Genomic DNA, 15,645 nt, shown 5'->3' with positions numbered 1-15,645 from the left:
CCTATCGCGGGCGACGAGTGGCGGCGGCGGCCCTCGTCCCCAGTACGGGTCGTGCGTAACGCGCCGGGTTTCGCCCGGTCATTTGAACACGCCTGTGGAGAGGTTCTCCGATCGTGGCGTGAGACGGCGATCCCTCCAAAGGCCGGCCTTTTGGTCTTCGCCAGGGGATCGCGAAGAACTTCGAGTGCCGACGTGACCAGCCGTTCGAGCAAGGTCGGGCGTCGAAGGTTCGTACCCAGATTCCATTCAGGGAGCCTTCGGGCTTCCCGCGGCTTCCTTACAACTTTGGAGACGACACTCATGTGGAAGCGTTATTTTCGTGATGCTCTTACCCGTCAATCTGGCCGTCCGCGATCGTCGCAACGTGTTCGACTCGTCGAACTCAATCGCCTCGAGTTGCTGGATCGCCGCGTCCTGCCCGCGGTCACGGCCACCTTTTCCGTCGCGCAGGGCGTGGGCCTATTAACGGTGATTGGCGATGCGGCGGACAACACCATCGGGGTCTCCCGCGACGCGGCCGGGACGATCCTCGTGAACGGCGGCGCGGTGAGGATCAGGGGCAGGATCGCCACCGTCGCCAACACCACTCAGATCCAGATCTTCGGGCTCTGCGGCAACGACAACCTCTTCCTGGACGAGGCCAATGGTAGCTTACCGAAGGCGAATCTCTTCGGCGGCGACGGCAACGACACGATCACGGGCGGCAGCGGCAATGACATGCTCTTCGGCGAGTCGGGCAACGACACCCTGCTGGGCAAGGGCGGCAACGACCTACTCTTCGGCGGCGCCGGGAATGACGTACTGATCGGCGGCGCCGGGACCGACCAGGCCTTCGGCCAGGCGGGTAACGATCGGATGATCTGGAACCCTGGCGATGGTAGCGACCTCAACGAGGGCGGCGCCGGGATCGACACCGTCGAGTCCAACGGCGGCAACGGCGCCGAGAACTTCACGATCACGGCCAACGGTTCGCGAGTCCGGTTCGATCGCGTCAGCCCCGTCCCCTTCACCCTGGACATCGGCACCACCGAGAGCCTGGTCGTCAACGGCAACGGCGGCGACGACATGATCACGGCCGGCAACGGCCTCGCCACGCTGATTCAACTCACGGAGGATGGCGGCGCGGGGAATGACACGCTGACCGGCGGCGACGGCAACGACACCTTGATCGGCGGCGACGGCAACGACCTCATCAACGGCGGCCGGGGCACCGACGTGGCGATGTTGGGCGCCGGCGACGACACCTTCGTCTGGAACCCGGGCGACGGCAGTGACACCGTCGAGGGCCAGGACGGCAACGACACGCTGGTCTTCAACGGCGCCAACAACAACGAGCAGATCGCCATCTCCGCCAACGGTCAGCGTGCCCGCCTGACCCGCGACATCGGCAACGTCACGATGGACCTCAACGGCGTCGAGGGGGTCGACGTCACCCCCCTGGGCGGAGCCGACACCATCACCGTCAACGACCTGACCGGCACCGAACTCACGCAGGTCAACATCGACCTGGCCGCCACTCCGGGGAGCGGCACGGGCGACGGCCAGGCCGACACCGTGATCGTCAACGGCACCAACAACGGCGACGCAGTCGGCGTCACCGGCGCGGGGTCCAGTTTCGCGGTCACCGGCCTGCCGGCCGACGTGGCGGTCAACGGGTCCGAAGGCGCCAGCGACTCGCTTTTCATCAACACGCTCGGGGGTAGCGACACCATCAACGCCACCGCACTTCCCGCTGGCATGATCAAGCTGACGGCCGATGGCGGCAACGGCAACGACGCGATTTTCGGCAGCAGCGGCGACGACAGGCTGTTCGGCGGCGACGGCAACGACCTCGTCGACGGCGGCCGGGGCAACGACGTCGCCCTCCTGGGCGCTGGCAACGACACCTTCCGCTGGGACCCGGGTGACGGCAGCGACACCGTCGAGGGCCAGGACGGCAGCGATACGATGCTCTTCAACGGCTCGAATGACAGCGAGCGGATCGACGTCTCGGCCAACGGCAGCCGGGTCCGGTTCACCCGCGACGTCGGTTCTATCACCATGGACCTCAACGCCGTCGAGGTGATCAACTTCACCGCCCTGGGCGGCGCGGACACCGTCACTGTCAACGACCTCACCGGCACCGGCGTCACCCAACTCAACCTCAACCTGGCCGACGTGCCGGGGAGCGGCATAGGGACCGGCGACTCCGTCATCGTCAACGGCACCAACGGCGCGGACAGGATCGCGGTCGCCGGCTCGGCGTCCGGCATCGATGTCGCGGGCCTGGCCGCCTCGGTGCACATCGCGGGGAGCGAGGCGTCGAGCGACCAACTCACGGTCAACGGTCTCGCGGGCGACGACCGCATCGACGCGAGTGCGCTCCCGGCGAACGCGATCGCCCTGACCCTCAACGGGGGCGATGGCAACGACACCCTGATCGGTAGCCAGGGGGACGACCTTATCAACGGCGGCCGGGGCACCGACGTGGCGCTGATGGGCGCCGGCGACGACACCTTCGTCTGGAACCCGGGCGACGGCAGCGACACCGTCGAGGGCCAGGACGGCAACGACACGTTAGTCTTCAACGGCGCCAACATCAACGAGCAGATCGCCATCACCGCCAACGGCCAGCGTGCCCGCCTGACCCGCGACGTCGGCAACGTCACGATGGACCTCAACGGCGTCGAGGGGGTCGACGTCAACGCCCTGGGCGGAGCCGACACCATCACCGTCAACGACCTGACCGGCACCGACCTCAAGCAGGTCAACCTCGACCTGGCCGCCACTCCGGGGAGCGGCACAGGCGACGGCCAGGCCGATACCGTCATCGTCAACGGCACCAACGGGGACGACGCCATCACCGCCCTGGGCGATGCGAGCGGCGTCTCCGTGATCGGTCTCACCGCCCAGGTGAACATCAAGGGCGCCGAGGCCGCCAATGACCGGCTGATCATCAATGCCCGCGACGGCGATGACGTGGTGGACGGCTCCAGCCTCGCCGCCGGCTCGATCGCCTTCACTGCCGATGGCGGCAACGGCGACGACGTCCTCATCGGCGGGGCAGGCAATGACACCCTGACCGGCGGCGCGGGGGACGACGTCCTGGTCGGCGGCCCGGGCCTCGACATCCTCGACGGAGGACCAGGCGACAACATTCTGATCCAGGATTGAGCCGGATCCGCCTCAACGTGGCCAGGAGAGTGTTCGATGTCGCTTATGGGACCTCCCTGACGACTCAAGGCGGGAGAAGCCATGAGGACGCCCCCAAGAAAAACGGGGTTCCTGACAACTTCTCCTGCCCGGCCCATCGTGAACCGTGGCGCCGCGGCCATCCAAGACAAACATCACAGCCTATACTTATTTTTAACAGAATCGACTTTTCCGCATTTACTATAAGGAGTATGCACCATGCCTCTCGTTCAGGTGAAGGTCATTGAGGGCGTCTTCTCGGAGTCCCAGAAGGAGGAGATGATTCGCAAGCTCACCGACGCGATGGTCACCATCGAAGGTGAGAATCTGCGAGCGGTCACCATGGTGGTCATCGAGGAGGTGAAAAGCGGCAGTTGGGGCATCGCAGGCAAGGCGTTCACCACGGCTGATGTCAAAGCGCTCGCCGCCGGTGAGTTGCCGACCGCGCCCGTTGTCTGAGACAACAACAACGAGGGGGACGGAGGAAATCCTGCGAAACTGCCCCTGAACTCCATTCCGGCGGGAGATTTCCTCCGTCACGCGACGGTTCTCAGAATTTAGGGAGTTCTCCGCCTTGATCGACCACGACGTCCTGACTTGTTATGGAGCGGCGGCGGGGCGACTGGGATCGTCCCTCGCCGCGGCACGCTCAATCTCCTGGTTCGCATCCCCGGGGCAGCTCCCACCCCGGGGCATGGCCGAGTCACTCGTCCAAGTTCACCTGCGTGCGCTCGGCACGGCGGCATCCAAGGTCGAGGAACTGCAATGGCTGGGCGGGAGCCTCGAGCTGCTCCACCGGGATCGCTGGGGGATCGATCCGTACGAACCTTGGGGACCGCGATGGGCGGAGTCCGAAAAGGCCTTGGGCGGGGTCGTTGCCGACCTCCAAGCTCGTGTCGTGGGGCTTACCGCCGCACGGGCCCGGCTCATTCCGCCGCTTTGGCCCTTGGCGGGCAATCCGAACGTCGTTGGAGAATGCGTGATCCCGGATCTCGCCGCTCTGCCCCCGAGCCGAACCACGGGGTGGGGAGACCGAGATCGGGTCGTCGCCTGGGGGCTTCTTTGTGCCGCCCAGTCGTGGATCAGCGAGGCGTTGCTCGGAGAACTCGTGGCCGACCTGATCCCCGGTCCGAATCCCTTCCTCCCCCTCCTGAACTTGTATTGCCTTGGATATTTCCCCATGGGTTGGGAGGGCAGCCAGTATTCGGTCTATTGTTACGAGCCCGGCGAGCGGAGTCCCGACCTCGGCTACGGCCACACCAACCTCTCGGAACCTCCCAGGCCTCCCCACTGAAGTGCGTGGCCACCCGGGCCGAATTCTCAATATTGGAGGGAGAACGCTGGAGGCGGGGACCGCCACCTCGCCGGTGACGGCCCCTTGGCCCCGTTCCCGCCCTCCAACTCGCAGCCCTCCTACCTCAGCCGGACAACAAGAGCGAACGGCTGCGAGAACCGTGTGATTCGGAACGCCCGAACCACAACCTCGACCTGGCCCGCCGGCGGGGACGGCCAGATCAGTTGCTCGACGTTGTTCACCCGGTCGAACGCGAGGGAACCCGAGGCTACGTTCCCATGCCACTCTTGGCCTCCCGCACGAACGATCAGATCGAGGTCATTCTGGAGAGTGGCCCCCGCCGGGTCTGTCCAGACCAGCGTCGCCTTCAGTTCGGCGACCCCCGCCGGGACTTGAACGGTAACCGTTTCCTCGTCCCCGGTGTCGAGTTGACGGCCCTCATCCTGGACGAGGGCGAGCTGGACCTCCCCCGGGCCAAGCACGGCCGCCATATCCGCACGTCCGAACCCGTCCGCGAAGTTCGGGATCGGCCCGGCCTCAGTCGGGGTGTACTGCCCTGGAATGCCCAACGCCCCGTTGATCAGCATCGCCTTCACCAAGGCAGCGCTCGGTGTCGACAGGTTCCTCTGACCGATCAAGTACTCCCGGATGAGAGCGCAGCAGCCCGCGACCAGCGGCGTGGCCATGCTCGTCCCACCGTCAAACATGTACTGCGGGTCGGCGGACAGGCCCCACCCGACTTTCGTCGTGTCCCGAGAGCGGGCAGAGAGCACGAAGGTGCCGGGGGCCACCACGTCCGGGCAGAACCGTTGGTCGCTGGTCGGCCCGCGGCTGCTGAATGCGACCATCCCTTCCGGGTGGTCGGCCGTCTTGTCGGAGAAGATCGGATTGGCCGGGAAATCCGACGGCCAGCCCGATCCGTAGGTCAGAGCGAAGCTCGGGCGATTGTTCTCGCTCGCCCCCACCGTGATGCAGTTCTTGGCGGTCGCTGGCGGGGTAATCGACGATCGATCGATGAGCCCGTCGCCGTCCGCATCCACACCCTCGTTCCCGGCGGCGAAGCAGATCACGCAATCTCGGTTGTTCCAGACAAAGTCGTCCACCTCGAACGCCTGGGAGTCGTACCGACTGTCCCCGACGGTGCTCCCCCAAGAGTTGGTATGGACCCGGACACCGTCGGAATTGTAGGGGTCGCTGAAGAGGTCCCTTAGGTCCGTGGGCAGCCCGCCGAGCCCGCCTCCCGCATCCAAGACCGATTGGAAGACGAGCCGGGCCTTCGGGGCCGTCCCCCGGATCGAGGTGCCCAGTACCGCCGAGACGCCATCCCCAAGCACCGACCCGGCAACGTGGGTGCCGTGCCCGTTCGGGTCGTTCGACTTCCCCGGCCGGCCGAGGGCGTAAAGCCTCTGGACTCGTCCTGTGAACGCCGGATGGACAGATGCGGTCGACCCCTTGTCGAACCCGGTGTCCGCGACCCCAACCGTCTGCCCTCCCCCCTCGAACGGGAGCGATCCGGGGTTCGAGCTGTCGAGTCCGAGGATGCCTCGGGCGATGTCGTTGTGCAGCTTGGCCGGGAAGACCGGCTCGATCGAACGGACCACGTCCAAGGCGGCCAGGTCGTTCAGCCGGTTGGCCTGGACTGTCAACCGGACCTTGTTCCGGGACGGCTTCACGTCGGTCGGGTCGATCCCGGCCGCGATCGCCACCTCCTTAGCCGCCGCGGCCACGTTCACGTCCCCATGGAACACGACATCCACGACCTTTGGGGTCTTGCGCATGACCGCCGGGGTGCCGACTGCGGCCTCCATCAGGGACATCCGCCCGATCGGATCCGGAGTGAGGGACGCAGCCACCTTGAACCCCTGGAGGTAAGGCCCAGCCCACTCCACGAACGGTAGCTTGCGGACCGGATCGAGGTCGGCCGGCTCGTACCGGCAGACGTAGGTACTCTCCGGCACGTACTCCAAGATCTTTGCACCCGCCGCCTCAAGGTCCTTCCGGTAGGCGGCCGTCAGTGGGCCCTTCGCCTGGATGAGTACATAGTTCGTGTCCTCCGACGGCAGAGTGGCGGCCGCGGTGGAGAGGGCGGTGGCGGCACCCCTCAAAGCCGGAGACGCGTTCGCTAAGCCGACATGGGGTGTATCGAAGGGATCGACCGTAATACCGTTGATCGTGATGTCTGCCATCGCAACCTCCTAGTTAGCGGGCCGGACTCAACCGGGCCGCGAGAATAAGCGGCCGGCGCAAGGTGGCGATCGACTCCAATCTTATCGACCCCGCCGGCACACCCTATGTTGAACCCCTATATTTCTTCATCCCTTGCTTAAGCATGACCGTTAACGACTTTACCTGCATCGGGGACCGGTGCAAGCAAAATCGAAAAACTTGAGTCTGTCGCAAGAAAACCGGGCCGCCTGTCTGCCCCGGAGGCCGAAATTCGCGGGATTCCGGTATCCTTGCTCCAGTCTCAAAAACCTTAGCCGGCTGCAGTCAAATCGAACGGTAACGGAGGGAGTCGGACCGTAGGGAGTCAGGCGACAGACAATGGCATCGACAATCATTTTGTGCGGGGTATGACCGCGTTGTTGCAGGGTCCGAGAGACGCTCATCAACACCGCTTGAGTATCGGCTCTACGTTCGCTCCGATTGCCGAAGCGGTTCTTGCGGATCACAGGCCGGTCTAACGCCGCGAACTGGCGACCTTAGAGTAGACCCTCCAGAAAAACGAGGCGAAATCGCGCAACACCTACTTCTCAATTATTTGACTCCCATGCAAATATCAATTTATTACACTTTTTCATTTTTCAATTTTCAATTTGCTTGCCCCACCATACAAATTCCCATCAATTCCATTATTGCCAGTATTGCGAAACGAGTTCTCGCTATGCTCGCACCGCTCACGCCTCAGCCGCTGGGTCTTGTTCTCCCGTCCTGAAACAAGGCAAGATTCGCTCCTCCGTCTTCCGCAAAGTGAGCGACGACGCCTTCCTTGAAATGAGGGCTGAGGTGGCGATCCGCCTTTCGTGATATCTACGACGGGTGTAAGCCGCAAGCGATCCTCGACCTTCGAGTTTCCCTGCCACAGCTCCGGGGAGGCCGCGTTGATCCCTCAGCCACTCGGGATATCATTCGGTGGAGAGAGACAATAGATTGACTCATGCAAATTTGTTAGTTATTCAGTTTTCTCTACGGCTTTGACTCAACCACGCAAGCGTCTGATGCGAGAAAGACTCACCCTCAGGAACGGGACGCAAATAACTTCCCGAATCTAACCCCACGAAGGTAGGCTGGGGCGAGACCTACGGCGATTTACCGTCGAGTGGCACACGCTCTCGCCGGTTTCAGCCCCAACGGGGCTGCCCAAGGTAGCCCGGGGAAACGCCCCGAAAAATCGACATGCTCACATTCCATAGCCCTGTAAGGGCGGCCTAATCCGAGCGGGGCCTTGCGAGGTAGGTCATGCCAACATAACCCTTTAAGTCGCCCTTTCAGGGCTGCTTATCCTCGTGGCCGAATCCCCAGGACGTTGCCCTGGGCCACCTTGGACCGCCCCGTTGGGGCTAAATCCAAACAAACAAACAAACAAATCTTAAACACCCCATTAAATTCAGTAATTAAATTTCCGAATACCGCATTCAGCATCAACAGGGACATCCCTGAGGTTCGTGGCGATCCGCGGCACACCGTCGCAGGGAGGGCCGACCGCGCCCCGTTGCGGCCTCCGCGCTTGGTGTGAGGCGTGGTCTTCACCAGGATCACCCGCACTCGGGGGTCTGGCTGGGTGTCACGCTTGGCGGTGGTGAGGTCCACGACGAAGTGGCGAAGGACGACGGCGGCCTCGGCTATCGCCGAGACGGGGCGATCATCGATCACCGCGTCGAGCCTGCTATTCCCATGGCTTGCGACGCACCCGAGCTTCGGTCGAGGCATCGTCGCGATGCGGCCTAAGTCGCGGCAAGCGCAAGACGGCGTCGTCGGACTAACCCGGCTCGCTATGACCCGCGTGCCGACTCTGAGCTCCTGAGGATCGGCACGTGGGCGAATGGCTCGCCCAGGACGTCCCGGCTCGACGCGCCCAGCCAATCGTCGAGAAGCGTCGCGTAGACCTGGCGGAAGTCGGTCGTGTGCTTCGGGTCGCCGTCCTCCAGGTGCTGAAGGTCGGGGGCCACGCCGTGGATGCCAGGGCAGACTCCCTTGCCAAGCAGGAAGACGGGCGCAGCCGTGCCATGGTCGGTCCCTCCGCTACCGTTTTCCGCCAGGCGCCGGCCGAACTCGGAGAAGACCAGGGTCAGGACGCGTTCGCCGTGTCCGGCCGCGTCCAGATCGTCGAGGAACGCCTGAAGCGAATCTCCCACCTCGGAGAGCAGGCCCTCGTGTTTCTCCCGCTGATCGGCGTGAGTGTCGAAACCGCCCAGCGCAGTGTAATAGATCGAGGTCGACAGCCCCGCCTTGATGAGCTGCGCGACCAGCCTAAGCCGGCGGGCAAGCCCGAGCGATTCCGGGTAGGACGAGCCGACTGGTGCCGCGGCGTCGAGCACGGCGTCAAGCCGGCCTCCGCTGAGGCAAGTGGAGGTCGACATCCGCTCGACGAACTGGAGGAGCGAGCCGGGGGTCCCTCGATGCTGGTGGCCGATCCGGTCGAGGGCCGCGCGCTGGTCCAGGGCGTCGGCCCCGTCGAGATCGCCGAGCCGCCGGCGGAACGGCTCAGGACCGGTCAGAGTGGGCACGTAGCGTCGGCCGCCTGACAGGGAGCGGAGTGGCAACCCGTCGGCGGCGCTCAGTGCGCAGGGGTCCCCCTCCTCATCCGTCGCGATGCCGTCGAGAAGGCGTGCCAGCCATCCGGGAGCGTCGCGGGTGGGGTCGAGCCGCGCGGTCTGCCAGATCGCCATCGATTCGAAGTGCGAGCGGTTCGGGTTCGGGTACCCCACCCCTTGCACGATCGCCAGCCGATGCCCCTGCAAGAGTTTCGAGAAGCCTCCGAGCGCGGGGTGAAATCCCAGGCGATCGTCGATCTTGCGCACCCGGTCTGCCCCCAGCGCCAGCCGAGGCCGGTGCTTGCGGTAATCGTCGTCGCGATAGGGCACGACCGTGTTCAGCCCGTCGTTACCGCCATCGAGCTGGACCACGACAAGCACGCGGTCTCGCCGGCCTTCGACGGCTCGGGCCGACTTTGCCAGAAACGTCGGCACGCTCGTCCCACAGGCCAGCAGTGCCTGCGTGCCCAGGCCAAGTCGCAACATCGCTCGGCGAGTCGGATTCATGGAGACCTCCTCAGGCCAGATGGGATTCGGGACAGTTCACGAGCCTCAGCAACGCCTTTCGCAGCCCCTCGGCCCCTCCTTTGCTCCCGGCGCTGAGGATCAGGGCGCGGGCCTCGGCGCCCAGGTCGCCTTGCAGCAGCAGCTCGGTGAACGCCGAAGTGACACGATTGGCCGCGAGGCCGTGACGTTCTGCCCACGCCGACGGATCGTAGGGACTCTGGCCGGTCTCGGAGTCGCCCCAGAGTATGTCGGCGGCCCAGTTGGAGCGTTCGATCAGGGTGGTGCTGTTGATCCAAGGCTTCCCCCCCTCCCAGCCGGCGACGTTCGGCGGGAAGAAGAGTTCCTGGCCCTGGCGGTCGCACGAGGCCGACAGCCCCGGCAAGCTCAGGGACCCTCGCGGGACCTCCAGGGCGCGGACCAATCCGACGTTGAACTCGACCGGGCCCTTGATACGTTGGCGGATCGCCGCGCGGGTGTAGAAATGTCGCGATCGAAGGATCAAACCGACGGCGCGGCCGATCCCGTCCCCCTCGCCCCGAAGTGCTTCCGCCAGAGGGCGGATCAGGTCCGCCGAGGGGTCGTCGCCTTCGCTGACGAAGCCGCGATACAACTTCCGCGCGAGGGATTCAAGAGTGGCGGGATGTCGGGCGACGATCCGGGCGAGGTCGTCCCCCTTCCAGGGACCGGACTGGCCCAGGACGGTCTTCTCCCCCGAGTCGAATTGCGTCAGGTCGAACGGGAAGCGGTAGGGCTCGAACGAGTCCGTCCCTTCGCCGCGAACCCAACCCGTCAGGGCACGGGCCGACTCGCGCACATCCCGCTCGTTGAAGTGTCTACGTCCGAGCGTGAAGAGCTCCAGGGTCTCGCGAGCGAGGTTCTCGTTGGGGCGTCCCTTGCGGTTATCCACGCCGTCGAGCCAGACGAGCATGGCCGGATCGCTCAGGACCTCGGTCAACAGCATCGCGAAGTTGCCAAGCGCGTGGCGGCGGAAGAGCTCGTTCTGCCCGACCATGAGCGCGATGTCGTCCACCTTGCGCTGGCTGGTCGCGAAATGGCCGTGCCAGAACAAGGTCATCTTCTCGCGAAGCGGGTCGGCGCCGAAGGCCATCCGATAGAGCCACCACGCCTTGAGCCGTTCCGGGTCTCTTGAGCGGAGCACGCCCTGGCGGAGGCCATCGAGCACCTGGCATTCATCGGGCGACTCGTGCCCCGGGTGCAGAAACCGTTCGACGCTCGCGGCCGGGCCGGCCTCGAGGTCGCGCTGGAGCTCGCCCCAGGTCGCGCCGAAGCCGGCGCGACGGTGGAGGTGGGCCACTTTGCGGAGGTCCCAGGGGTCGTCGGCCGAGGGCTCGAACGCCGCCCAAGGCCCCTTGTCCATCGTCATGGCGGTCACCTCGCTCACTCGGAATCCTTGATGGTCACGTCCCCCAGGTCCACGGTTTGGCCCGTTGCGACCGTGAACTCCCTCCAGGCATCGTCGGCGGCGCCGCCGATCCGGTAGGTCGCCCCCGGCACCAGCCCGTACAGGGTCACCCGCCCTTCCGAGTCGGTCTGCTCGCGCTGCTTGTACGCCTTCGGACTCGACGGGGCGGGAAATCCAATCTGGTCTTCCGTTGCCAGGAGGCGTTGTGGAGGCTTCACGTACGAACGTGGTCCGGGGGCGAGCACGGCCATCGGGTGCGGCGTGTAGCTCACGAGCGGCTGTCCTTTCTCGTCGACGAACCGCGCCCAAGCCGAGCCGCACGGGGCAAGCCGGATCGTCAATTCCTCCCCGGCCTGCGTTCCCGAGATGGTCACGGTCGTGCCCAGTCGTCGGCCGTAGTCGAAGACCAGCGCGGTGACGGGTCGCTCGGGGTCGCATCCGGTGAACTCGAACCGCCCACCGCGTGCGGGGAGGCCGTACCCCGCATGCCGCACGATCCCGGGATGCTGGTTCAGGATGCAGTGGACCATCGCGTCGGGGTCGGTCCGGCCGTCCGGGCCGACGATCCGGGCGTGGACCGTCACGCCACGTTGCAGCGTGACAGGGACATCCCGATCCTCGCCAGGCTTCAGGTCGAGCATCGCCCAGGCATGGGCGAACATCCGAGAACCGCCGGGCTTCCCGCTAAAGATCTGGAAACTTCCCATGTCCGGGTAGACGTAGTCGAGGGTGGGGCCGTACACGCTAAGGTGTCCCAGCCCCGGCATGACGGTCGCCCGGAATGTGCCATCGGGCCCGGAGACCGCCGCGTTATCCCATCCGAGGATAAGGTTATCGCGATAGTCTTTGTTGCCGTGCAGTCGCTGCGAGTAGATCAGGCTCGCCCCGGCGACCGGACGGCCCGAAGGGCGTTCGGTAACCTTCCCGCGCAGGTACTGGCCCCTGGGCAACGCGAAGTCGAGCGTGTGCCCGCGCTTCGCTTTGGGCCATTTCAGTTCCTTCGTCACGCCGATGTAGGGAGTGTCCCCGGACGGGTAACACCAGATCAGGTAACCGTTGTAGTCGTCCCCTTCGCCCTCGTAGGGCGGGAGATTGACGCGGTAACGGCCGTCCGCGTCGGCATCGATGGCGATTCCGGGGCCCGTCCAGCCATCGTAGCTCCCCTTGTGGATCACCAGGCGTGCCCCGGGCATCGGTGCCCCGGTATCCTCGAGTGTGACCCGACCCCGCATGATCATCGCCGGCGCCAGCGCGTGCGAGACCTCCCTGACGGCGACCGGCTTGTCGCTTCTGACAACCAGGCTCTGATCCGCACAGGCCGCGCCGCGAACGTGGAGGACGACGAGCGGGAACCGGCCGATGCCACGCAAGGTGTATCGGCCCTGGTCGTCGCTCGTCGCCGCCGCGGGCCAGAGCGACACGCTGGTGAGAGGCAAATCGGAAGAGACCATCTCGTTTCCCTCGGCGGACTCATTGCCGAACGCGGTCACATCGACCGTGACATGCGCGGCGGGCTGGCCCTGAAGATCGAACAGCCGGCCGTGGATGACCTGATCGGGCGTCAGCCGGATCGTCAGTTCCTGGCGATCGAGTCCGGGATCGAAGCTTCGGATGCCGAAGCCGTGCCCCTCGACCGTGGCGAGGGCGTAATAGGTGGGGAAGAGGTCAAGCGATTCGCGGGGGACTTCGAGGCGGAATCTCCCTTCAGCGTCGGCCCGGGTCATCCCCAACGGCTTCAACGGCATACCGCCTTGCTTGTTATCGCTCTGTCGAGTCGCATTGGACCGGTGCACGACTGCGACCCGGGCCCCGGGCGCGGCCTTGCCGTCGGGATCGAGGACCTGTCCGAGGACCAAGGCGATTCCGACCCGGTTGGGCGGAGTGGGGTCAGGTTGTGCCGCGGGAAGACGGGGCGTTCGCGACGTGCTGAGGACTTCCCGAGGGCGATCGGACTGAGTCTGATCCCCGCCCGGGATCAAGGCGGCGGAGGCCGCGAGGGCGATCGCGCCCGCGACGAAGAGGGTAGCGGACAGCATCACCGTCTTGAGTAACATGGTATTGATCAACTCCTGGGTCAGCGCGGCCGCCGATGCCGACACTCCGCCGCCCACCGCCGCGCGGGCGGCCGTCTCGATCAAGGCACTGGGCAAAGCCCCCGCGCCCACCCCTTCGCGGGCGAGGGCCGCCAGCGTGGCGGCCGGTGCCAGGCCTCGGCGGATCAAGCGGGCCCGGAGCCGTTGCTTGGCCCGGCCCAGCCGGCCGCGAACCATCCCCTCGCTCCAACGGAGCTCGGCCGCGGCCTCCGACTGGGTCTTCCCCTCCAGCAGACAAAGCACGGTGGGCAGTCGATAGGGAGCGGGCAGCCGTTCGATCTCTTCGTCGATCACTGGCCCCAGTTCGTCGTTCGCTACGGTGGTCACCTCCCGAGCCTTCCGCCGCTCGGCCGCCTGCCGCTCGTGCCTCCGCCGCCGCGCCGCGGAGCGATTGGCCAGCAGGCAGACCCGTCGTGCAACGCCGTAGAGCCAGTCCCCGAGCGCGACCCGATCCCGGACCGACCGAGCGCGGCGGGCGAGGACGAGGAACGTCGCCTGGAACGTGTCGTCGAGGTCGCTCCGATCATCGAGCGTCCGGCGACAGACGGCCAGAACCATCGGCCCATGTCGCGCCACCAGGGCTTCGAAAGCCGCCTCATCCCCGCGGGAGAGGTAGCGTTCGAGGATCTCGCCGTCGGAGACCCCGGTGACCGAGCCTTCGGCGAATAGCCGATGGATGGTCCGCAAGGCGGACCCCAGTTGCCCACTTGCCATGGTCTTCGATCTCCCCGACTCCCGGCTCTTGTCGCCACATAAGATAGCTGCCGGAGACGGGGCGATCCGCACGCCTTTTTTTTTCGAGTGTGCGAGTCATCCGAGCCTGCGCGGCCCCGGGCCAGATCGGCTGACGATGACCGAGAAATCTTCGTGCCAAGATCGGCCCGGCAATCAAGCGGCACAACGCCCTCGAACCGAGGAACGGAAGCCCTCCGCGGGTTCGAGGGTCAGCGTGCGACCGCTCCCGCGTTGACCTTGCCCGCGCGGGTCGCCGATCGATCGGCAAGCATCAGATCACCTCGGGTCGCTTGCCCGACCAAAGCGGACACCATCGAAGTGCTCAGGACTTTGCACGGGGCAACGGACGCTCCCCGCTCGCCCTTTGAGCCAGCGAACCAAGCAGAATGCCCCGCACTCCCCACCGGTTTGGTCAGAGGGGGGAGGCGGGGCATTTGAGGACAGGTGGGACGTCCGACCCTTGGATCAGCGGTCCTTCCCTAGCGGGGAGTAACCCGTAAAGGCCGGTAGAACGGGGCGGTGGGGCCTCCGGTGTCCCAGGAGAGATCCTGGCCCGACCGCTCAGCTCTGGCTCCGGCCATGGGTAAATTCATGCTCCACGAGGCCGTGGCGACCCTCTCCGGCATCAGGGGCTTCCAAAACGCTGCCGGCGCGCATTTCGGGGGCCTCGCGAGCAACCTCGGCTTGCTCGGGAGCCTCAATATCCTGATAAATAAGCTCGACAATGGAAGAGGACGAAAGGGACGTCGAGTGTTCCGACGCAATGAGACGCTTAGAACGAATTGCGATCGACATGCGATACCTCCCCGCGAAACGCGGGAAAAACCAGGGACGGGGAGCCGCGATCCGGCGTTGCGGACCGAAACCAGAACTCCCTTCCCGCGACCGACCTTTCTCGCGGTCGGCCGCGTGCCTGCCCGTGACAAGGGCGGCACAGAGCCTTCCAAGAACCGCGTCCTCAGGACAAAATCGTGACCAGGAGTGCGCGGGCCTCGTGTTCTCCACGGGTTAGTTTACCGCCGGATTCCACGTTCGGCCAGAGCGAGAGTGACCTCGAGCCGATCTCCTCGATCGAATTGAGGGACCGATGACGCTTCTTCTCAACAGGAGTCATGATGCGAGTCGGAATCCTTTCCGATACCCACGACCGCGTCGAACGAACCCAACGCGCCGTGCGGTTGCTGATCGCCCAAGGGGTGGACGCCCTCATCCATTGCGGCGACCTGACCAACCGTGAAGTTGTCGAGGAATGTTCGGCCCTACCTTGCTATTACGTCTTTGGCAACAATGACTTCGACGAATCAGAACTGTGCCGTTCGATGACCCTCGGAGGCGGGGTCTGCCTCGGAAAAGGGGGCGAGTTCACCCTGGCGGGACGGCGGATCGCGGTGACTCACGGAGACTCGACCCGGGAAATCCGCCGCCTGGCCGCGCTCGGCCCCGACTACTTGCTGTTTGGCCATACTCATGTTCCGGCCGACGAAAAACATGGGCCGACTCGATACATCAACCCGGGTGCGCTCCATCGCGCCCCGACCTGGACGGTCGCTCGACTCGACCTGGACTCGGATGAACTGGTTCATCTGGATGTTTCCGATCATCAGGGACGGTGAAATTCGGGCTAGTTAAAAGGTTCCGATCTGGCGGGCTTTGCAGATCGCGGCCTAT

At 65.3% G+C, this 15,645-nt stretch carries 10 protein-coding genes; 5 read left to right on the top strand and 5 right to left on the bottom strand.

Annotated features, from left to right (window positions below):
* The first annotated feature begins 300 nt into the window (after positions 1 to 300).
* From BUS42_RS28360 to BUS42_RS28350, 3 genes are all read left to right on the top strand, one after another.
* A complete protein-coding gene (locus tag BUS42_RS28360) occupies positions 301 to 3,153 on the top strand; it encodes a beta strand repeat-containing protein (protein ID WP_083670710.1) in 2,853 nt (950 codons plus the stop codon).
* Positions 3,154 to 3,390: 237 nt separating this feature from the next.
* A complete protein-coding gene (locus BUS42_RS28355) occupies positions 3,391 to 3,630 on the top strand; it encodes a tautomerase family protein (RefSeq protein WP_074312635.1) in 240 nt (79 codons plus the stop codon).
* 115 nt (positions 3,631 to 3,745) lie between these two features.
* On the top strand, positions 3,746 to 4,465 hold the full coding sequence (locus tag BUS42_RS28350; protein WP_074312633.1) for a hypothetical protein: 720 nt from the start codon (positions 3,746 to 3,748) through the stop codon (positions 4,463 to 4,465).
* 119 nt (positions 4,466 to 4,584) lie between these two features.
* Here BUS42_RS28350 and BUS42_RS28345 read toward each other — a convergent pair whose 3' ends face one another.
* Complete coding sequence (locus BUS42_RS28345) at positions 4,585 to 6,651, bottom strand: S8 family serine peptidase (protein ID WP_074312631.1); 2,067 nt, start codon at positions 6,649 to 6,651, stop codon at positions 4,585 to 4,587.
* 1,546 nt (positions 6,652 to 8,197) lie between these two features.
* On the opposite strand from BUS42_RS28345, the gene BUS42_RS43140 reads away from it, so the two are divergent.
* A complete protein-coding gene (locus BUS42_RS43140; protein ID WP_143206545.1) occupies positions 8,198 to 8,413 on the top strand; it encodes a hypothetical protein in 216 nt (71 codons plus the stop codon).
* A gap of 44 nt (positions 8,414 to 8,457) precedes the next feature.
* On the opposite strand, the gene BUS42_RS28335 is transcribed toward BUS42_RS43140, so the two are convergent.
* The 4 genes from BUS42_RS28335 to BUS42_RS28320 form a co-directional block, all read right to left on the bottom strand.
* Positions 8,458 to 9,726 (bottom strand): DUF1501 domain-containing protein, encoded by a 1,269-nt coding sequence (locus BUS42_RS28335; RefSeq protein ID WP_074312629.1) that lies wholly within the window; start codon positions 9,724 to 9,726, stop codon positions 8,458 to 8,460.
* Positions 9,727 to 9,736: 10 nt separating this feature from the next.
* A complete protein-coding gene (locus tag BUS42_RS28330; protein ID WP_254053847.1) occupies positions 9,737 to 11,128 on the bottom strand; it encodes a DUF1800 domain-containing protein in 1,392 nt (463 codons plus the stop codon).
* On the bottom strand, positions 11,125 to 13,956 hold the full coding sequence (locus BUS42_RS28325) for a sigma-70 family RNA polymerase sigma factor (RefSeq protein ID WP_074312628.1): 2,832 nt from the start codon (positions 13,954 to 13,956) through the stop codon (positions 11,125 to 11,127). Before BUS42_RS28325 ends, BUS42_RS28330 begins: the two co-directional genes overlap by 4 nt.
* Positions 13,957 to 14,538: 582 nt before the next feature.
* On the bottom strand, positions 14,539 to 14,772 hold the full coding sequence (locus tag BUS42_RS28320; protein WP_074312627.1) for a hypothetical protein: 234 nt from the start codon (positions 14,770 to 14,772) through the stop codon (positions 14,539 to 14,541).
* 317 nt (positions 14,773 to 15,089) lie between these two features.
* On the opposite strand from BUS42_RS28320, the gene BUS42_RS28315 reads away from it, so the two are divergent.
* The gene (locus BUS42_RS28315; RefSeq protein WP_254053846.1) at positions 15,090 to 15,590 is read left to right on the top strand and encodes a metallophosphoesterase family protein; all 501 of its coding nucleotides are present in this window, start codon (positions 15,090 to 15,092) and stop codon (positions 15,588 to 15,590) included.
* The last annotated feature ends 55 nt before the right edge of the window (positions 15,591 to 15,645 follow it).

The organism is Singulisphaera sp. GP187 (assembly GCF_900129635.1).
In the GTDB taxonomy this organism is placed as follows: domain Bacteria; phylum Planctomycetota; class Planctomycetia; order Isosphaerales; family Isosphaeraceae; genus Singulisphaera.
The sequence above is the reverse complement of the archived record's forward strand: the minus strand, read 5'-3'. Positions and strand labels throughout refer to the sequence as shown.

Bases quoted from the DNA above. Each gene is read 5' to 3' on its own strand.
- BUS42_RS28360 (WP_083670710.1), top strand. From the start codon at position 301: ATGTGGAAGCGTTATTTTCGTGATGCTCTTACCCGTCAATCTGGCCGT.
- BUS42_RS28355 (WP_074312635.1), top strand. From the start codon at position 3,391: ATGCCTCTCGTTCAGGTGAAGGTCATTGAGGGCGTCTTCTCGGAGTCC.
- BUS42_RS28345 (WP_074312631.1), bottom strand. From the start codon at position 6,651: ATGGCAGACATCACGATCAACGGTATTACGGTCGATCCCTTCGATACA.
- BUS42_RS28335 (WP_074312629.1), bottom strand. From the start codon at position 9,726: ATGAATCCGACTCGCCGAGCGATGTTGCGACTTGGCCTGGGCACGCAG.
- BUS42_RS28325 (WP_074312628.1), bottom strand. From the start codon at position 13,956: ATGGCAAGTGGGCAACTGGGGTCCGCCTTGCGGACCATCCATCGGCTA.
- BUS42_RS28320 (WP_074312627.1), bottom strand. From the start codon at position 14,772: ATGTCGATCGCAATTCGTTCTAAGCGTCTCATTGCGTCGGAACACTCG.
- BUS42_RS28315 (WP_254053846.1), top strand. From the start codon at position 15,090: ATGATGCGAGTCGGAATCCTTTCCGATACCCACGACCGCGTCGAACGA.